This window comes from Lichenibacterium ramalinae, from assembly GCF_004137085.1.
GTDB classification, from domain to species: Bacteria; Pseudomonadota; Alphaproteobacteria; order Rhizobiales; family Beijerinckiaceae; genus Lichenihabitans; species Lichenihabitans ramalinae.
In genome coordinates, this window is the sequence record NZ_QYBC01000004.1 from 140,927 (window position 1) to 157,396 (window position 16,470).

Sequence of the window (16,470 nt, forward strand, 5' to 3'; positions counted from 1 at the left end):
CGTCCCACCCGGGGTGCCGGCGCCCTCACTCCGCCGCGAGCGCGGCCGAATGGGCCGACAGCGAGGCGCAGACCTCGTCCACCACGGTCTCGACCAGGAGCCGGTCGTCGCCCTCGCCCATGACGCGGATGACGGGCTCGGTGCCCGAGGGGCGGATGAGCAGGCGCCCGGACGCGCCGAGCCGCTCGCGGCCGCCGTCGATCGCCCGGATGACGCTGTCCTGGCCGAGGGTGCGGCGATCGACGAAACGCACGTTCTTCAGGACCTGGGGCAGGGGCTCGAAGCGGTGGCAGACCTCGCTGACCGCCCGGTCGCGCCGCTTCACCACGGCCAGCACCTGCAGGGCCGCCACGAGGCCGTCCCCCGTCGTCGAGAAGTCGGACAGGATGACGTGCCCCGATTGTTCGCCGCCGACGTTGTAGCCGTGCTCGCGCATGTGCTCCAGCACGTAGCGGTCGCCCACCGCCGTGCGAACCATGGAAAGGCCGAGCGACTCGATGTAGCGCTCGAGGCCGAGGTTCGACATGACGGTGGTGACGAGGCCGGGCTTGGCGAGCCGGCCGTCCTCCATCCAGCTTTGGGCGATGACCGCCATGATCTGGTCGCCGTCGACGACCGTGCCCTTCTCGTCCACCATCAGCAGGCGGTCCGCGTCGCCGTCGAGCGCGATGCCGACGTCGGCCCGCATCTCGCGCACCTTGGCGACCAGCGCCTCGGGCGAGGTCGAGCCGACGTTGTGGTTGATGTTGAAGCCGTCGGGCGCGACGCCGATCGAGAAGACCTCGGCGCCGAGCTCCCAGAGCGCGTCGGGCGCCACTTTGTAGGCGGCGCCGTTGGCGCAATCGAGGACGATGCGCAGGCCCTCGAGCGAGAGCTGGCGGGGAAGGGTGCGCTTGGCGAACTCGATGTATCGGGACTGGGCGCTGTCGACCCGCATGGCCCGGCCCAGCGCCGGCGACTTCGACAGGCGGCGGCCGAGGTCCTCGTCGAGCAGGGTTTCGATCTCCCCCTCGACGTCATCGGACAGTTTGAAGCCGTCGGGGCCGAACAGCTTGATGCCGTTGTCCTCGTAGGCGTTGTGCGAGGCCGAGATCATCACGCCGATGTCGGCCCGCATGGAGCGGGTCAGCATGGCGATGGCCGGCGTCGGCATGGGCCCGAGCAGCATCACGTCCATGCCGACCGAGGTGAAGCCCGCCACCATGGCGTTCTCGATCATGTAGCCGGACAGGCGCGTGTCCTTGCCGATGACGACGCGGTGGCGATGGCTGCCGCGCTGGAACAGCAGGCCCGTGGCCTGCCCGACCTTCATGGCGAGGTCGGGCGTGATGACGCCGTTGGCGCGCCCGCGAATGCCGTCCGTCCCGAAATACCTGCGGCCCATGGGGCTCTCCCGCTGATGAAAGCCGCGCCATGGTCCCGGCTGTGGCCTGGATAATTGCGACAGTCTTCGGCGACAAGCGTGGAGATTCGGTGAAGCCGCCGCATCACGCCGTCGTGCGCCCGCGCCCTTGTGCCACCGCGTCGCGGCGCTCACATGAGCCGGCGCGCCGGGGCGGTCCCGGCCGGAGCCCGTCGCCATGACCGACAACGTCGCCACCCGTGTCCTCGGCGGCTCGCCCCTGGCCGTCCTGCTCCGCCTCGTGGCGGTCTCGCTCCTGGTCGGTGCCCTCATGTCCTGGCTGGGGCTCGACGCGCTCGACATCGTCAACGACCTCGGGCGCGCCTTTACCCAGCTCTATGGCACCGGTTTCGCGGCGCTGCACGATATCGGCCGAACGCTGGTGGCGGGTGCCGCCGTGGTGGTGCCGGTGTGGCTCGTGCTGCGCCTGCTGAGCTATCGCGGCCCCAGGCGCGGGCCGGTGGCGGGGCCCGGGGTGGCGCCCGCGTCGCGGTGGGGCCAGGCCGAGCGCGTCGGCGACGACCGCCGGCCCTAGGGCGCTTTCACCAGGCCGACCGCCGGGCCTCCGTCAGACGCCCTCGACCAAGACCACCTCGCCGATGCCGGCCGGCGACCGGACGGCGACGGCGGCCTGGTACTCGGGCGAGAAATAATAGGTGCGGGCGGCCTCGTAGGATTCGAACTCCAGCACCACGTTGCGCGGCCGGGCCTCGCCCTCCACCGCCTCCTGGCGGCCGCCGCGCACCAGCGGCGTCGCGCCGTAGAGGCGCATGGCCTCAGAGGCCATGGCGGCATAGCGCTTGTAGGCGTCGGGGTCCGTCACGGTCATCCGGACGATCATGTAGCCCTTGGGCATGGGCGGCCTCCGCTTCGAGCGCCCCGTCAGGGCGGGGCAGGGCTTCATAGAGCCGGTCGGGCGGGTGTAGAAGCGGGATCTTCTCCCGCGACCCCTCGGGGCCGGCGGGCACCGGCGGAGGCGGCCCCTCGAGGCCTGTCCCCCTGGACCACCGGGCGCCGGCGCCGCGCCGTCACATGACGACGACGCGGGTCCCGACGCGCACGCGACCGTAAAGGTCGCTGACGTCCTCGTTGAGCAGCCGGATGCAGCCCGACGACACGTTAGTGCCGATCGTGTCGGGCTCGTTGGTGCCGTGGATGCGGTACAGCGTCGAGCCGAGATACATGGCGCGGGCGCCGAGCGGATTCTCGATGCCGCCCACCATGTGGCGCGGCAGGTCCGGCCGGCGCCCCAGCATCTCGGCCGGCGGCGTCCAGTCCGGCCATTCGGCCTTGCGCGTGATCGTGTGGGTGCCGGCCCACAGGAACCCTGGCTTGGCGACGCCGATACCGTATCGCAGCGCGTGGCCGCCGCCCTCGACGAGGTACAGGAACTTGGACGCCGTATCGATCACGACGGTGCCGGGCCCCTGGCCGCCCGCATAGGCGACCTCCTGGCGCCGGAAGGCGGGGTCGACCGCGGCATGGAAGGCGAGGGCGGCGCTCGGTCCGCCTTCGGCATCGTAGCTCGCCGGGGCATAGCCGGCCCGCACCCGGCCGCCGCCCGGCACCGGGGCCCCGAACCCGAAGCCGCCGTAGCTTCCGGAACCCTCGTCGACCGGTGCCCGGCCGCGCGGCGCCGGGCCGCCGTAGCCGCCGCCCGCATAGCCGCCGCCTTGGGGCGGTCGCGCATGGGTGGCGAGCCCGGAGCGCCCGTCGGGACCGTCCACCGGCGCCACCCGGGCCGGGAAATACGGCGGGGGGATGCGGGGATGCGGGGCCGGGCGGGTCTCGTTGCCGGTGATCATGTATTGCAGCGTGCCGCCGCCGTAGTCGCCCTGGGGCGGGGGCGGCTCGGTGCCCTGCGACCAGGCGATCGGGGTCTGCGGGTCCGGGTTCGGGATGTAGACGTCGACGCCCGTGCCGGGCCCGATGCCGGGGATCCCCACCGCATGCGGCCGCGCGCTGCCGGCCCGGGCGCCTCCGGCCGAGGCCGCCGTCAGCGCCGCCAGCCCCAGCAGGGCCCAGCCGCTCGATACCACAAAGCGCTTCATGAGGGTCGTCCGGATCGGTGAGGAGTGTTTCCGAGCCTGAACAATACACCTCAAATGCAATCCAGTATTCTTTATCCAGATCCATGGTTACGGATAGGATAAACTGAATGGACTCCTAAGCGACGTGGTCAACGGTCGGTAAAGGGCCGGGGTCGCCGGCGTCGCGGCGCCAGCGGGCCGGCAGGTGGGCCAGGCAGAGGCTGCGGAGGCCGGCGAGGTCGAAGGCCGCCACCACGCCGCCGTAGACCAGCGTCCCCAGCGCCACCTGGATGACCAGCGTGGACAGGCCGGGCGTCAGGGCGCGGAGCGGCAGCAGCGCCGCCGCCATGGCGGCCGAGCCGAGCAGGGTCAGGGCGAGGTCGCGCGGGGACGGCCAACTGGCCCGCACCAGCGTGGCGGCGGCGATCAGCGCCAGGAGCCCCGCGCCGAGTGCCGCCGACAACGCCACCGCATAGCCGATGGCGCCGGCTCCCGCCGGCATGGCGAGGCTGATGCCGACGTTGGCGGCCGCCGCCATGGAGGCGGTGGCGATGAGGGGACGCGTCCGCTTCCGGATCTGGAACACGGGATGCACGGCGTAATGGATCAGCGGGTAGCAGAAGAAGCCCGGCAGCAGCATGGTGAAGAACTGCGCGAAGGGGCCGCGGAACTCGGGCGGCACGACGAGCTGCTGAAACGAGGGCAGCACCAGCCAGGCGCCCACGCAGGTGGGGGCCAGGATGGCCACGACCACGCCCATGTTGCGGCCGATCTGGCGGCGGGACTGGTCCGGCCCGTGAAGCTCGTCGGTGCGCACGGCCAGCTGGAACAGCAGCACGTCGAGCGTCGAGCCGATGGCCAGCACGATGCGGATGCCGAGGTCGTAGGCCAGGGAGAACTGGCCCGACTCCGCGAAGCCGTAACGCTGCGCGATGAGGGCCCGGTCGACCAGGGGGATGACCTGGTAGAGCATGTTGGCCATGACGATCGGCAGGGCATAGCGCAGCGCCTGGGCGGCGAGGCCGCGGCGGGCGGCGGCGGGCGAGGCTCCGGCGTCGCTGAGCGAGCGCCGCGACGCGAGGAGCGAGCCCGTCATCGACAGGCAGACGCCGGTCAACGCCATGGCGGCGGAGCCGAACCACCACGCCCCGCCCACCGTCAACACGAGCGAGAGCAGGTTCTTGCCCATGATGATGCGGGCATAGAGCCCGTCCCTGAACCGCGCCCGGACCAGGGCGGTGTTGTAGTCGAACAGGCCGTTGGCGACGGCAGCGCCGACCGCGAGCCCCACCAGCGCATGCGACAGCGGCACCTCGATGCCGCTGACGAGGAAGAAGATGGTGCCGCCGCTGAGGAGGGCGATCAGCACCGCGAAGCTCGCGTCGAGCGTGGCCCGCAGCTCCGGCCGCTCGCGCCGGGCCCGCTCCGAATAGAAGCGCGTCGCCGCGAGTCGCAGCCAATCGAACATCAGCGTCTGGATGACCTGGCCCACCGCCAGGGCGAGCGCCATCCGGCCGTATTCCGCCGGCCCGAGGAAGCGGGCGAGCAGCAGGCCGATGACGAAGTTCATCAGCGTGTTGCTGATGAAGGGCAGGATGATCTTCATGGGTCAGCCCGGCGCCGCGCGAGGGGCGGCACGCGGCCCGCCAGCTTGGCGGGCAAGCCTCAACAAACCGTGCCGGGCCGTTCAGGAGGCCGGGGCGAGCGGGGACGCGCCGCCGCCATGGCCGCCCTGCAGCAGGTGGGGCTGCAGCGTGCCGTCGGGGCTGAGTCGGTCGATGAGGCCGGGCAGCACCTTGGCGAGCAGGCCGGACACCTGGTCGGGCTGCATCCCGTAGCGCGTCGCCATCTCGCCGATGCGGCCGTGGCCGATCGCCTGGGCCACGCCCTCCGCCGTCACCGGCTGGTTCGGGCCGGCGCCGAGCCAGGACTGGACGGCGTCGCCGTAGCCCGCTCCCTGCAGCTTCGTCACGATGCCCTGCACGCCGCCGGCCTGCTGCAGGGCCCCCTGCAGGATCGCTTCCGTGCCCCCATGCTGCGCGATGAGGTCGCCCAGCATGCCGCCGAGGTTGCCGAAGATGCTCATGAGGCCCATCCCGTCCTGGTGAGGGGCGACGTGTAGGGCCGAAGCCCGCCGCAGGCAAACGCCGTCCGCCGCCCGCCTCGGCGACGCGGCTTTTGCGCCGCGGCACCGCACCGGCGGTAGCGCCCGCTTCCGCCTCCGCCTAAGCTCGACCCATGCTCCTCTTCGAACTCCTCATCGGGCTGCTGCTCGGCGGCGCGATCCTGACGGCTCTCGCCGATCGGATCGGCGCGCCCTATCCGGTCCTGCTAGCCCTGGCCGGCACGGCGCTGGCCGTCTCCCCCATCGAGGTCCCGGGCATCCGTCTCGACCCCGACCTCGCGCTGACGCTCTTCGTCGCCCCGGTGATCCTCGACGCCGCCTTCGACGCGTCGCCGCGCGACCTGCGCGAGAACTGGCTGCCGGTATCGAGCCTGGTGCTGGTGGCGGTGGCGCTCACCATCGCGGCCGTGGCCCTCGTGGCCCGCTGGCTGGTGCCCGGCATGCCGTGGTCCGCCGCCATCGCGCTCGGCGCCGTCGTGTCGCCGCCCGATCCCGTCTCGGCCACCGCCATCCTGGGCCGGCTGTCGCCGCCCCGGCGCCTCGTCGTGATCCTCGAGGGGGAAGGGCTGCTCAACGACGTCAGCGCGCTGCTGGTCTACCGGCTGGCGGTCGGGGCGGCGCTCGGCACGGCCTTCACGGCCTCGCATGCCGTGCCGCTGTTCCTCGCCAACTCGCTGGGTTCGGTCGCGCTCGGCTGGGTGCTGGCGCGGCTCTACCTGCTGGTCACGGCCCGCATCACCGACCTGTCGATCTCGGTGGTGACGCAGTTCGTGGCGACCTTCGCGGTCTGGATCGTGGCCGAGAAGCTCGGCGTCTCCACCGTGCTCACCATCGTGGTCTACGCCCTGATCCTGGCCCGGCTCACGCCGACGCACCTCAACGCCGAGGTCCGGCGCGGGTCGCTCGCCGTCTGGGAAGTGGCCGTCTACGTGCTCAACGCGCTGGCCTTCATCCTCATCGGCCTGCAGCTGCAGGACATCGGCGACGCCATCCCGGGCGGGGTCGCCCGCTACGCCGCCTTCGGCGTCGCCATCCTCGGGACCGTGATCGCGGTGCGGCTCGCCTGGACCTTCACGTACAACGTGCTCGCCCGCCTCGTCGAGCGCTTCGCGCTGCCCGCCGAGCGGCGCACCCCGGCGCTGCGCAGCTACAAGAGCGCGCTGGTGGTGGGCTGGTGCGGCATGCGCGGCCTGCTCACGCTGGCCACCGCCCTGGCCCTCCCCTTCGACGGGGCGTTCGCCAACCCCGAGATCCGCGACCTCGTCATCGTGGCGGCCTTCGCGGTCGTGCTCGGCACGCTGGTGATCCAGGGCCTGACGCTGGGGCCGCTGCTCCGCTGGCTCGACCTCGGCGACGACGGGCGGGCGCTGCAGGAGCGCGCCGTCGCCCGCCAGGAGGCGACGCGGGCGGCCCTGCGCTCGCTCGACGGCAACCAGGAGCCCGAGGCCGCCATCCTGCGCAAAGAATATGCCGTCGTGCTGCAGGACGACGCCATGCGCCACCTGCGGCCCAAGGTCTTCGGCCGGCTCCGCATGGCGGCGATCGCGGCCGAGCGCGACGTGCTGCTGAGCTTGCGCCGGGACCGCCGCATCGGCGACGATGCCTATCGGGACGTCGAGGAGGAACTCGACTGGGCCGAGGGCAACGCGCGCCGGCGCGGGCGCGCCGTGCGGCCGCTGGACGGCAAGGACGGAGCGGCGGGATGAGCATGGAGATCCGCGAGGCCGAGGACGGCGATCTGCCCGCCATCCTGGCCATCCACAACCACGTCATCGCCACCTCGACGGCCAACTTCTCCTATCACGCGGTCGACCTCGAAGACCGGCGGGCCTTCCTGCACGACCGGCGGGCCCGGGGCTTCCCCTTCCTCGTGGCCGTCGAGGCGGACGCGCTCCTCGGCTACGCCTCGTTCGGTCCCTTCCGGCCGCACGACGGCTTCGCCCGCACCGTCGAGCATTCCATCTACGTGGCGCCCGCCCACCATCGGCGCGGCGTCGCGGCCCTGCTCATGCCGGCCCTGATCGCCCGCGCCCGGGATCTCGGCAAGCACGTCATGGTGGGGGGGCTCGATGCCGCCAATGCGGCCTCGATCGCGCTGCACGAGCGCCTCGGTTTCGTGCGCGTCGGCGTGATGCCGCAGGTGGGGTTCAAGTTCGACCGCTACCTCGACCTGCTCTTCATGCAGAAGATCCTCGCAGACTGACGCGGCTCGCGCCGTCGCGGGCTGCGGCGGCATGACGCGGTCTTGGCGAAGTCTTAGCATTCGACCGCCATTCTCCGCAGGAGCCTCGTGGGCTCGATCGGGATCGCCTCGGCGCTTCCAACCCGGTGACGCTGCCGTCGGCTTCGAGCCGAAGCGGCTTCGCCCGGGGTGAAGGCGCTCCGGCTGTGGGGCCTGCCGGTATGTCTTTGTCGGGTCTTCGATCGGTCGTGGCGGCGTGGACGCCCGATTCCGTGCTGATGCGGGCGCAACTCGGCGCCCTGCAGAAGCAGGTGCCGGTGCTGTTCCTGCTGCTCGGCACCAACGTGCTGGCCCTGGCCTTCACGCACTACGGCGTCTCGCCCGATGCCCTGACGCTCTACGTCCCGGGCGTGCTGCTCCCGGTCTGCGTGCAGCGCGGCGTCGCCTGGACGCGGTTCGACGTGCCGGCGATGTCGGACGACGTCATCCGGCGCCAGCTGCGCAGGAGCTTCTGCACCGTGGCGGTGCTGGGCGCGGCCTTCACGGCCTGGGCCCTGGCCCTCGCGCCCTACGGCGACGCCTATGCCCGCACCCACGTCGCCTTCTTCATGTCCATCACGGTGATCGGCTGCGTGTTCTGCCTCATGCACCTGCGGTCGGCGGCCCTTGTCCTCACCGTCATCGTGACGGTGCCGTTCCTGGCGGTGTTCCTCCGCTCGGGCAATACCGTGCTGGTGGCGATCGCGCTGAATTTCGCGCTCACCACGGTCATCATGGTGATCATCATGTACCGGCATTTCGGCGAGTTCAGCGCGCTGATCCGCTCGCGCCGCGCCCTGGCGAAGCTCAGCGACGAGAACAGCAGGATCGCCTTCCTGGATGCGCTGACGGGGCTGGCGAACCGGCGCAGCTTCTTCCGCGACCTCGCCACGCTGATCGAGGCCGCGGCGTCGGACGGGCGCAGCTTCGCCCTCGGCATGATCGACCTCGACGGCTTCAAGCCCGTCAACGACGTCTACGGCCACGGCGCCGGCGACCTCGTGCTCGTCGAGGTCGGGCGCCGCCTCGTCGAGGTGCTGGGGCCGGACGCCAAGCTGGCCCGGCTCGGCGGGGACGAGTTCGCCTTCATCCTGTCGGGCGAGCACGGTCCTGACGCCATGGCGGCCGCCGGCCGGTCCGTCTGCGACGCCATCGAGGCGCCGATCGCGCTGCCGGCCGGCCTCGCCCGGATCGCGGCGTCGGTGGGCTACGCGGTCTTCCCCGACATGGCCGGCACCCGGGAGCAGCTGATCGAGCGGGCCGATTACGCCCTCTACTATGCCAAGGAACACCGGCGTGGCCGGCCGGTGGTGTTCACGGCCGACCACGAGGACGCCATCAGGGCCCGCAGCATCCTGGAACAGGAACTGCGGCAGGCCGACCTCGAGGCGGAACTGACGCTCGAATACCAGCCCATCGTGGACGTGGCCGCGGGACGCGTGGTGGCCTTCGAGGCCCTGGCGCGCTGGACCAACCCGCGGCTCGGCCGGGTCCCCCCGGGCGTCTTCATCGTGGCGGCGGAGCGCATCGGCCTCATCGGCACCATCACGGCCATTCTGCTCGGCAAGGCGATCGCCGCCATGCGGGGCTGGCCCGACGCCATCGGCCTGTCGTTCAACCTGTCCGCCCACGACATCGCGTCGCCGGCCGCCGTGGCCCGCCTCGCCGCGCTGATCGAGGCGGGCGGCGTCGCGCCCGAGCGCATCGCGCTCGAGATCACCGAGACGGCCCTCATGCACGACTTCGACGCCGCCCGGGATGCCCTGCTGGCCCTCAAGGCCATCGGGGCCCAGATCTCTCTCGACGATTTCGGCACCGGCTATTCCAGCCTGGGCTACGTCCGCCGCCTGCCCATCGACAAGATCAAGGTCGACCGCAGCTTCATGGCCGACCTGCTCGTCGACAAGGCTAGCCGCGACATCGTCAAGTCCATCGTCGACCTGTGCCGCAACCTCAACCTCGACTGCATCATCGAGGGCGTCGAGACGGCCGACCACCTGTCGATCCTGCGCGGCCTCGGCTGCCGCAGCATGCAGGGCTACCATTTCAGCCCCCCGGTCCCGGCCTCCGAAGTGACGCGGCTCGCCGGCCCAGTCGACGCCGCGAGCGCGGAGGCAGTGGACGCGGAGGTCAGCCTGGTCGCCTGACGGGACCCGAACCCCGCCGCCCCGCCCACCCTGCGGCACCGTCGCGCGCGGTCCGCGCCGCGATCCCGTGAAACCCGCGCCCGCCGCCGTCGTAACATCGGGCAGGCGGCGATCGGGCCGCGGGAGGAACCGCCATGGCTGTCCACAGACGATCCGTCCTCGGGCTCGGCGCCCTGCTGGTCGGCGCGGCGGCGCGCCTGGGCTTCACCCGTGCCGCACGGGCGGCCGACGGCAGCTTTCCGGTGGCGATGAGCGACGCCGAATGGCGGGCGCGCCTGTCCGGCCCCGCCTACGACGTGCTGCGGCACGAGGGCACGGAGCGGCCCTACGCGAGCCCGCTGAACCGGGAGCACCGGGCGGGGCGCTTCGCCTGCGCGGGCTGCGGCACGCCGCTGTTCTCCTCCGCCACCAAGTTCGACAGCCACACCGGCTGGCCCAGCTTCTGGCAGCCGCTCGACGGCGCCGTCGGCGAGAACCGCGACACCAGCTTCGGCATGGCGCGGACCGAGATCCATTGCGCGTCCTGCGGGGGCCACCTCGGCCACGTGTTCAACGACGGCCCCCGTCCCACCGGGCTGCGCTACTGCATGAACGGCGCCGCCCTGAGCTTCCGGGCCGGGGCGGCATGAGGGAGGGCGGGCGCTTGCGGTCGACCGCGCCGCGGGGCAAACCTGCCGCCATGCAATGCAACATCTGCGGCGGCACCGCCTTCACCGACATGCCCAAGCGCCCCGCCGTGCGCTGCACCGACTGCGGCTCGCTGGAGCGCACCCGCGTGGCGGCGCTCCACATCGCCGAGGACCTGCGGCCCGCCTCGGGGAGCCACATCCTGCACTTCGCCCCCGAGCGGGGATTGAGCGTGCTGCTGCGGGAGATCGGCGGCCCCAACTACCGCGCCGTCGACATCGACCCGCCCCGCTACCCGGGCCTCGGCGTGGAGCGCTTCGACCTCTGCGAGGACGTCTACGACCTGCCGCTGGACCGCTACGACCTCATCGTCCACAACCACGTCCTCGAGCACCTCGAGGGCAATTATTCCGCCATCCTGCTGCGGCTCGCCCGCTCGCTCAGCGACACCGGGACCATGCTGTTCAGCGTGCCGATCCTGCCCGGAGGCTTCACGGACGAACTCATGGTGGGCACGCTCGACGACAAGCTGCAGCGCTTCGGGCCGTCGCTCCACGTGCGGCGCTTCGGGACCGAAACGCTGCAACGCACGCTCGGCATGCTGTTCCCGATCCCCGACAGCCACGACCTGCGCGACAGGTTCGACGAAGCCCTGCTGGCGAGGTGCAACATTCCGCCTCACCATTGGACCAATTTCACGGGTGCGACGGTTTTCCGCCTGCGCAAGCAGGACCTTCGCTGCTGACGCGGGGCGGCGACGCCCGGAAGCGGCATGTCCGCGGCGGAGGGACGGATGGGCTTCGCCTGGCATGACGCATCACAGGGGTCTCACGGCGGACGATAGCGTCGCCACGGCGGCGGCCGTCGCCGAAACGCTCTTCGCCGACGCGGCCGAGCGCGACGTCGCCGCCGCCTTTCCCGCCGCGGCCCTGCGCCTTCTGCACGAGTCCGAGCTGATGATGGCGCCGTTCCCGGTGCGGCTCGGCGGCACCGGGCTGGTCGAGCCCGCCGCCGTCGACGCGCTCGTGTCGGTGCTCCGGCTGGTCGGCGGGGGGGACCTGTCGGTCGGCCGCCTCTACGAGGGCCACGTCAACGCCGTCGCGCTCGTGGGCCGCTACGGCAGCGCCGCCCAGCTTGAGCGCCTCGCCGAGGACGTGCGGGCCGGCGGCATGTCGGGCGTCTGGAACGCCGAAGGCGCCGAGCCCGCCGGGCTCGTGCCGGAGGATGCGGGTTGGCGCCTGGCCGGCCGCAAGATCCTGGCGTCCGGCGTCGGCTCGGTTTCCCGCCCGCTCGTGCCGGTGGCGCGGGACGGCGTGACGCTGATGACGCTGCCGCGCCTGGCCCCGGGCGAGCGCGCCGACCTGTCGCGCTGGACCGCGCAGGGCATGCGCTCCACGGCGACCGGCACGGTGGACCTCGCCGGCCTGCCGATCGGCCCCGACGATATCGTCGGGCGCGACGACGACTACCGGAGGCAGCCGACCTTCTTCGGGGGCGCGTGGCGGTTCTGCGCCGTGCAGCTCGGCGCCATCGACCGCCTGCTCGACCTTTACCGCGCCGACCTCGTGCGCCTCGGCCGCGGGGCGGACCCCTACCAGCGCCAGCGGGTCGCGGCCTGCGCCACCGCCGCCGAGACGGCGGCGCTGTGGGTGGGGCGGGCGGCCGGCATGGTCGCCGCCGAAGCGCGCCCCGTGGCCGAGATCCTGGCCTATGTCGGCCTGACCCGCGGCGTCGTCGAGCGGGCCGGCCTCGACACGATGGAGGCTGTGCACCGCGGACTCGGCCTCGGCGCCCACCTGCGGCCCCATCCCGTCGAGCGGGTCTGCCGCGACCTCGCCACCTACCTGCGGCAGCCGGCGCCGGACGGCGCCATGGCGGATGCGGCCGCGACCGTCCTGGCCAGCCCAGAGCCGGCCCGGACGCTGTGGAGGCCGGCATGAGGGTCGGGGACTTCATGGCGGCCCTGGCGACCTTCCCGGACGGCGGGCTCGACGATCTCGTGGGACGCGAGCCCTTCCTGGTGTTGTCGCCCCATCCCGACGACGAGACCCTGGGCTGCGGCGGCCTGCTGATCGCCGCCGAGCGGGCCGGCGTGAAGGGTCACGTGCTCATCCTGACCGACGGCGCCGCCTCCCACCCCGGTTCGGCGAGCTTCCCGCCGCCGCGCCTCACGGCCCTGCGCCGCGACGAGGCCCGGCGCGCCCTCGGCCACCTCGGCCTGCCGGAGGCACGCCTGGCCTTCCTCGACCTCCCCGATGCCGCGACGCCGAGAGCCGGGACGGCTTTCGAGGACGCCGTCGACGCCATTGCGCGGCAGGCCACGGCGGTCGGAGCCCGCACGCTCTTCGTCACCTGGGGCCACGACCCGCATTGCGACCACGAGACTGCTGCCGCCATGGCGCGGGCGGCGGCGGACCGGCTCGGGCTCCGGCTCTTCGCCTACCCCGTGTGGGGCCTGCACCTGCCTGCCGGAACCGAGATCGACGCGCCGCCACCGCGCGGCTTCCGCCTCGACATCGCGGCGGACCGGGCCACTAAGCGTCGGGCGCTCGACTGCTACGCGTCGCAGATGACCCGGCTCATCGACGACGATCCCGACGCCTTCTGCTTCACCGAGGCCCAGCTCGCGCCGTTCCTGGGCGACGTCGAGGTCTTCATCGCGGTGACGCCATGACGACGCGCCGGCCGACTCTCGACGGGGCCTATTTCGAGGACCTCTACAGCCGCTCGCCCGACCCCTGGGGGTTCCGGACCAGCCCCTACGAGCGGGACAAATATGCCGCCACCCTGGCGATCCTGCCGCGCCCGCGCTACGGGGCGGCGCTGGAAGTGGGCTGCTCCATCGGGGTCTTCACCCGCCTGCTGGCGGCGCGCTGCGACCGGCTGCTCGCCCTCGACGCGTCGCCGAGCGCGCTGGCCCAGGCCCGCCGGGCCAATGCCGACCTCGCCCACGTCGAACTCGCCGAGGCCGTGCTGCCCGGCGGCTTCCCCGACGGCCGCTACGACCTCATCGTGCTGTCGGAAGTGCTGTATTATTTCGCCGAGGACGACCTGCGCGCGGTGGCGGCCCAGTGCCGGGCGGCGCTCGCGCCGGGGGGCCAGATGGTGCTGTGCCACTGGCTCGGCGAGACCGACTATCCGCTGCCGGGCGACGCCGCGGCCGACATCTTCATCGCGGCATCGGCACCGCAATGGCGCCAGGCCGCGTCTCGGCGAGAGCCTGAATATCGATTGGACCTGTTGACCGCCGCGACCTGAGCCCATCCAGCCGGGCGAGCAGCCGCTCGACGGCGTCGATCTCGCGCGGCAGGTCGGAGGGGCGCAGCGGCGTGCCGAGCGCCAGCGCCGTGCCCTCCGCCTCGACCCGCCGCCACAGGCGGGAGAAGGGCAGGTCGGAGGCGGCGAGGGCGGCGGCGGCGTCGCGCGACAGGCCCAGCCGGCGCCGCCAGCCGAGATCGTCGCCGAGTCGACCCGCGGCATGCAGGCGCCGCAACAGGCCCCGCGCCCGGGCGCGCCGGAACAGGCGGTCGGCAGGCTCGAGGTCGCCGTCGCAGGGAGCATCGAGATCCTCGTGGCGGGCCCGCATCGTGTCGCCGGCGCCGCCGGGTGCCCGGCTGTCGAAACGGCAGGACGTCGTGACGACGGCCTCGAGGCTGTGGCGGATGTGCCGTCCCGCATCCTCCAAGGCTTCGGCCAGTGCGCTGTCCTCGCCGAGCGGCCGCATCGGCAGGCCGCCGATGGCCCGATAGGCCGACAGCCGAACCGCCAGGGCGGCGCCGGAATGGACGCGGTGGTTCGGCCAGGGGTCGTGGCGCCGGGGATCCAGCAGCGCATAGAGTTCGGCGACGCGCGCGAGGTAGCGGTCCTCGAGGCGGCCCCGCCGTAGGAACCCGGCGCCGAGGGCCAGGTACTCGCCAGCATGCGCTTCGATATAGCCCGCCACCGCATCGACACCGGGGACGAAGGCCGCGAGCGTCGCCGCCATGAAGGTGGGCTGGGCGTGGCTGTCGGCATCCGTCGTGACGATGATGCCGTCCTGGGCATCCTCGGCCGCGAGGAGGTCGGCGGCACGGTCCATGGCGGCGCGCCGGGCGCCTCCGGCATGGGCCTCGGCCGGCGGAAGCTGGCAGTCGACGATATGGAGCGGGAAAGGGGCGACGTCGGCGAAGGCCCGTGCCACCGCGACGGTCGCGTCTCGGCAGTTGTTGGCCAGCACCAGGACCGAGAAGCTCCCCGCCGGGAGCGGTGCTCCGGCCGCGTCGCGCTGCATGGCCAGCGCCGCCAGGGCGGCGCCGATCCGCTCCTCCTCGTCATGGGCCGGTATGGCCACGATGGCCGGGATCGGGAAACTCGTCACGCGCAAGCCGCTGTCCTTCTCAACCTCACCATCGCTGCCCCGGTGGGTCGTCTCGACCCGGCGGGCCGGCGGAGCCGCCGGCCCTCCTTCGCGTCGCGCGGACCGTGGGTGCGCGATCGAAGCGCAACTCCGACCGCGATCCGACAGGCTCAGGCCCTCGCCCGAGGGCCTGAGCCGTCGCCTTACCGCAGTGAGACGCGCTCGTGCTCGCCGACGTTGCCGGGCTTGTGGCCGGTCAGGGCGGCCTTCGCATAAGCGTAGAGCACCACCATCTTGCGGCTCGGCGCGTCCCAATATTCGGCGTCCTCGACGTCGACCGAGATCAGGGCGATGTCGGGGTCGTCGACGCCCTTGGGGAACCAAGCCTTGGCGCTGTCCGTCCAGTGGTCACGGATGGCGGTCTTGTCCGTGGTGAGCTTGCCCCGGCCGCGCATCGCCACGTACTTCTGGGCCTTGGGGTCCGAGAAGGTGACGATCGTCTCGGGATCGGTCTCGAGGTCGTGGACCTTGCCGGAGCGCACGTCGGTCAGGAAGTGGAGCGTGCCCTTGAACTCGGCATCGCTCACCGCCATCGGGCGGCTGTGGAACTTGCCGTCCGTGCCGCGGGTCGACAGCATGGCGATGCCGAGCTCCTTGACCATGTCGACGACCTTGGTGCGGGCCGCCTCTTCGTGCTGATCCATGCCGCTCTCTCCTTCGTCGCTGCATCCGACCCGCAATGCCGGCGGCGGGGAGGCGGTTCCAAGGCAGGGGTGCGACTCGTGCGCCGGCGAAGGGGCCGGCGTCAGTTCCGGTCGTCCGGCAGGGCCGGGATCGGCAGCACGCCGATGCCGTCATCGACCAGCGCGCGGACCTGGGCGTCGGTGGCGGTGCCGTAGATGGCGCGCTGCGGCGCTTCGCCCTCGTGGATGGCACGGGCCTGCTCGGGGAAGGCCGGCCCCACGTCCACGGCGTCGCGCTTCAGCTTCGCGTGCATCTCGCGCAGGGCCGCCCGGAGGCGCTGGAAGCCCTCGTCCGCCACGGCTGGGGCGGGCGCGGCGACGTCGGCGGCCGGCGCGGCGGGCTCGGGCGCCGCCGGCGCATCGACACGCTTCTGGCTCGAGCGCCGCACGGCCGGCGCCATCACGGCCTTGCGGACCATGGGATCGCCGCAGGACGGGCAGGACACCTGGCCGGCGTCGCGCTGCAGGTCGAAGGTCGCGCTGTCGCGGAACCACGCCTCGAACGGGTGGTCGCTCGGGCACAGGAGCGCGTAACGGATCATCGCGCGGTCAGGCGGCCAGCAGCCGGTCGAGGGTGCCGGCGTCCTCGAGCGCGAACAGGTCGTCGCAACCCCCGACATGGGTCTCGCCGATGAAGATCTGCGGCACGCTGGTGCGCCCCCCGGCCCGCGCCGTCATGGCGGAGCGGCCGGCGTGGTCGCCCGACACGTCGATCTCGTCGAAGCTCACGTTCTTGCGGCGCAGCAGGCCCTTGGCCTCGGTGCAGTAGGGGCAGAAACGCGTGGTGTAGATGGTGACGGGAGTCATCGTCCGCGGCCTCGGGCATGGGGGTTCTTCCC

At 72.5% G+C, this 16,470-nt stretch carries 18 protein-coding genes; 9 read left to right on the plus strand and 9 right to left on the minus strand.

Annotated features, from left to right (window positions below; all coding sequences use genetic code 11):
• Positions 1-25: 25 nt before the first annotated feature.
• The gene (gene glmM, locus D3272_RS06215) at positions 26-1,384 is read right to left on the minus strand and encodes a phosphoglucosamine mutase (RefSeq protein ID WP_129218283.1); all 1,359 of its coding nucleotides are present in this window, start codon (positions 1,382-1,384) and stop codon (positions 26-28) included.
• 196 nt (positions 1,385-1,580) lie between these two features.
• Here glmM and D3272_RS06220 point away from each other — a divergent pair, with 196 nt between their 5' ends.
• Complete coding sequence (locus D3272_RS06220; protein WP_207210138.1) at positions 1,581-1,937, plus strand: DUF6460 domain-containing protein; 357 nt, start codon at positions 1,581-1,583, stop codon at positions 1,935-1,937.
• A gap of 33 nt (positions 1,938-1,970) precedes the next feature.
• Here the strand turns inward: D3272_RS06220 and D3272_RS06225 are convergent, their stop codons facing one another.
• The 4 genes from D3272_RS06225 to D3272_RS06240 form a co-directional block, all read right to left on the minus strand.
• Entirely contained in the window at positions 1,971-2,258 is a 288-nt protein-coding gene (locus tag D3272_RS06225) for a DUF1330 domain-containing protein (RefSeq protein WP_129218284.1), read from the minus strand.
• Positions 2,259-2,430: 172 nt separating this feature from the next.
• Positions 2,431-3,207: a L,D-transpeptidase gene (locus D3272_RS06230; RefSeq protein WP_129218412.1), complete on the minus strand. Its 777-nt coding sequence runs from the start codon at positions 3,205-3,207 to the stop codon at positions 2,431-2,433.
• 361 nt (positions 3,208-3,568) lie between these two features.
• Complete coding sequence (locus D3272_RS06235; RefSeq protein ID WP_129218285.1) at positions 3,569-5,038, minus strand: lipopolysaccharide biosynthesis protein; 1,470 nt, start codon at positions 5,036-5,038, stop codon at positions 3,569-3,571.
• An 81-nt stretch (positions 5,039-5,119) separates the two neighbouring features.
• Positions 5,120-5,518: a YidB family protein gene (locus D3272_RS06240; RefSeq protein WP_165361246.1), complete on the minus strand. Its 399-nt coding sequence runs from the start codon at positions 5,516-5,518 to the stop codon at positions 5,120-5,122.
• Between the two features lie 152 nt (positions 5,519-5,670).
• On the opposite strand from D3272_RS06240, the gene D3272_RS06245 reads away from it, so the two are divergent.
• From D3272_RS06245 to D3272_RS06280, 8 genes are all read left to right on the plus strand, one after another.
• Complete coding sequence (locus tag D3272_RS06245) at positions 5,671-7,263, plus strand: cation:proton antiporter (RefSeq protein ID WP_129218287.1); 1,593 nt, start codon at positions 5,671-5,673, stop codon at positions 7,261-7,263.
• Positions 7,260-7,760 (plus strand): GNAT family N-acetyltransferase, encoded by a 501-nt coding sequence (locus tag D3272_RS06250; RefSeq protein ID WP_207210139.1) that lies wholly within the window; start codon positions 7,260-7,262, stop codon positions 7,758-7,760. The genes D3272_RS06245 and D3272_RS06250 overlap by 4 nt, the downstream gene beginning before the upstream one ends.
• A 227-nt stretch (positions 7,761-7,987) precedes the next feature.
• On the plus strand, positions 7,988-9,925 hold the full coding sequence (locus tag D3272_RS06255; protein WP_207210140.1) for a putative bifunctional diguanylate cyclase/phosphodiesterase: 1,938 nt from the start codon (positions 7,988-7,990) through the stop codon (positions 9,923-9,925).
• 134 nt (positions 9,926-10,059) lie between these two features.
• Positions 10,060-10,554: a peptide-methionine (R)-S-oxide reductase MsrB gene (msrB, locus tag D3272_RS06260; protein ID WP_129218289.1), complete on the plus strand. Its 495-nt coding sequence runs from the start codon at positions 10,060-10,062 to the stop codon at positions 10,552-10,554.
• A gap of 14 nt (positions 10,555-10,568) precedes the next feature.
• Positions 10,569-11,297, plus strand: coding sequence for a class I SAM-dependent methyltransferase (locus D3272_RS06265; protein WP_129218290.1), 729 nt, complete (start codon positions 10,569-10,571; stop codon positions 11,295-11,297).
• A 64-nt stretch (positions 11,298-11,361) separates the two neighbouring features.
• Entirely contained in the window at positions 11,362-12,492 is a 1,131-nt protein-coding gene (locus tag D3272_RS06270; RefSeq protein WP_129218291.1) for an acyl-CoA dehydrogenase family protein, read from the plus strand.
• Positions 12,489-13,226 carry a PIG-L deacetylase family protein gene (locus tag D3272_RS06275; protein WP_129218292.1) on the plus strand — a complete coding sequence of 246 codons (738 nt, stop codon included), beginning with the start codon at positions 12,489-12,491 and terminating at the stop codon, positions 13,224-13,226. Before D3272_RS06270 ends, D3272_RS06275 begins: the two co-directional genes overlap by 4 nt.
• Positions 13,223-13,810, plus strand: coding sequence for a class I SAM-dependent DNA methyltransferase (locus tag D3272_RS06280; protein ID WP_129218293.1), 588 nt, complete (start codon positions 13,223-13,225; stop codon positions 13,808-13,810). Before D3272_RS06275 ends, D3272_RS06280 begins: the two co-directional genes overlap by 4 nt.
• On the opposite strand, the gene D3272_RS06285 is transcribed toward D3272_RS06280, so the two are convergent.
• The 4 genes from D3272_RS06285 to grxC all read right to left on the minus strand — a co-directional run bounded on the left by D3272_RS06285 (position 13,722) and on the right by grxC (position 16,438).
• Positions 13,722-14,909, minus strand: a complete 1,188-nt coding sequence (locus D3272_RS06285; RefSeq protein WP_165361247.1) for a glycosyltransferase family 2 protein — start codon at positions 14,907-14,909, stop codon at positions 13,722-13,724. The genes D3272_RS06280 and D3272_RS06285 overlap by 89 nt on opposite strands.
• A 182-nt stretch (positions 14,910-15,091) precedes the next feature.
• Complete coding sequence (locus tag D3272_RS06290; protein WP_129218295.1) at positions 15,092-15,592, minus strand: pyridoxamine 5'-phosphate oxidase family protein; 501 nt, start codon at positions 15,590-15,592, stop codon at positions 15,092-15,094.
• Between the two features lie 101 nt (positions 15,593-15,693).
• Positions 15,694-16,173: a DUF1178 family protein gene (locus D3272_RS06295; protein WP_129218296.1), complete on the minus strand. Its 480-nt coding sequence runs from the start codon at positions 16,171-16,173 to the stop codon at positions 15,694-15,696.
• Positions 16,174-16,180: 7 nt separating this feature from the next.
• Positions 16,181-16,438 carry a glutaredoxin 3 gene (grxC, locus tag D3272_RS06300; protein ID WP_129218297.1) on the minus strand — a complete coding sequence of 86 codons (258 nt, stop codon included), beginning with the start codon at positions 16,436-16,438 and terminating at the stop codon, positions 16,181-16,183.
• Between the last annotated feature and the right edge of the window lie 32 nt (positions 16,439-16,470).

What these genes read in the sequence shown, in the direction of transcription:
- glmM (WP_129218283.1), bottom strand. Translation starts at nt 1,384, where the DNA reads ATGGGCCGCAGGTATTTCGGGACGGACGGCATTCGCGGGCGCGCCAAC.
- D3272_RS06220 (WP_207210138.1), top strand. Translation starts at nt 1,581, where the DNA reads ATGACCGACAACGTCGCCACCCGTGTCCTCGGCGGCTCGCCCCTGGCC.
- D3272_RS06225 (WP_129218284.1), bottom strand. Translation starts at nt 2,258, where the DNA reads ATGCCCAAGGGCTACATGATCGTCCGGATGACCGTGACGGACCCCGAC.
- D3272_RS06230 (WP_129218412.1), bottom strand. Translation starts at nt 3,207, where the DNA reads ATGATCACCGGCAACGAGACCCGCCCGGCCCCGCATCCCCGCATCCCC.
- D3272_RS06235 (WP_129218285.1), bottom strand. Translation starts at nt 5,038, where the DNA reads ATGAAGATCATCCTGCCCTTCATCAGCAACACGCTGATGAACTTCGTC.
- D3272_RS06240 (WP_165361246.1), bottom strand. Translation starts at nt 5,518, where the DNA reads ATGAGCATCTTCGGCAACCTCGGCGGCATGCTGGGCGACCTCATCGCG.
- D3272_RS06245 (WP_129218287.1), top strand. Translation starts at nt 5,671, where the DNA reads ATGCTCCTCTTCGAACTCCTCATCGGGCTGCTGCTCGGCGGCGCGATC.
- D3272_RS06250 (WP_207210139.1), top strand. Translation starts at nt 7,260, where the DNA reads ATGAGCATGGAGATCCGCGAGGCCGAGGACGGCGATCTGCCCGCCATC.
- msrB (WP_129218289.1), top strand. Translation starts at nt 10,060, where the DNA reads ATGGCTGTCCACAGACGATCCGTCCTCGGGCTCGGCGCCCTGCTGGTC.
- D3272_RS06270 (WP_129218291.1), top strand. Translation starts at nt 11,362, where the DNA reads ATGACGCATCACAGGGGTCTCACGGCGGACGATAGCGTCGCCACGGCG.
- D3272_RS06275 (WP_129218292.1), top strand. Translation starts at nt 12,489, where the DNA reads ATGAGGGTCGGGGACTTCATGGCGGCCCTGGCGACCTTCCCGGACGGC.
- D3272_RS06280 (WP_129218293.1), top strand. Translation starts at nt 13,223, where the DNA reads ATGACGACGCGCCGGCCGACTCTCGACGGGGCCTATTTCGAGGACCTC.
- D3272_RS06290 (WP_129218295.1), bottom strand. Translation starts at nt 15,592, where the DNA reads ATGGATCAGCACGAAGAGGCGGCCCGCACCAAGGTCGTCGACATGGTC.
- D3272_RS06295 (WP_129218296.1), bottom strand. Translation starts at nt 16,173, where the DNA reads ATGATCCGTTACGCGCTCCTGTGCCCGAGCGACCACCCGTTCGAGGCG.
- grxC (WP_129218297.1), bottom strand. Translation starts at nt 16,438, where the DNA reads ATGACTCCCGTCACCATCTACACCACGCGTTTCTGCCCCTACTGCACC.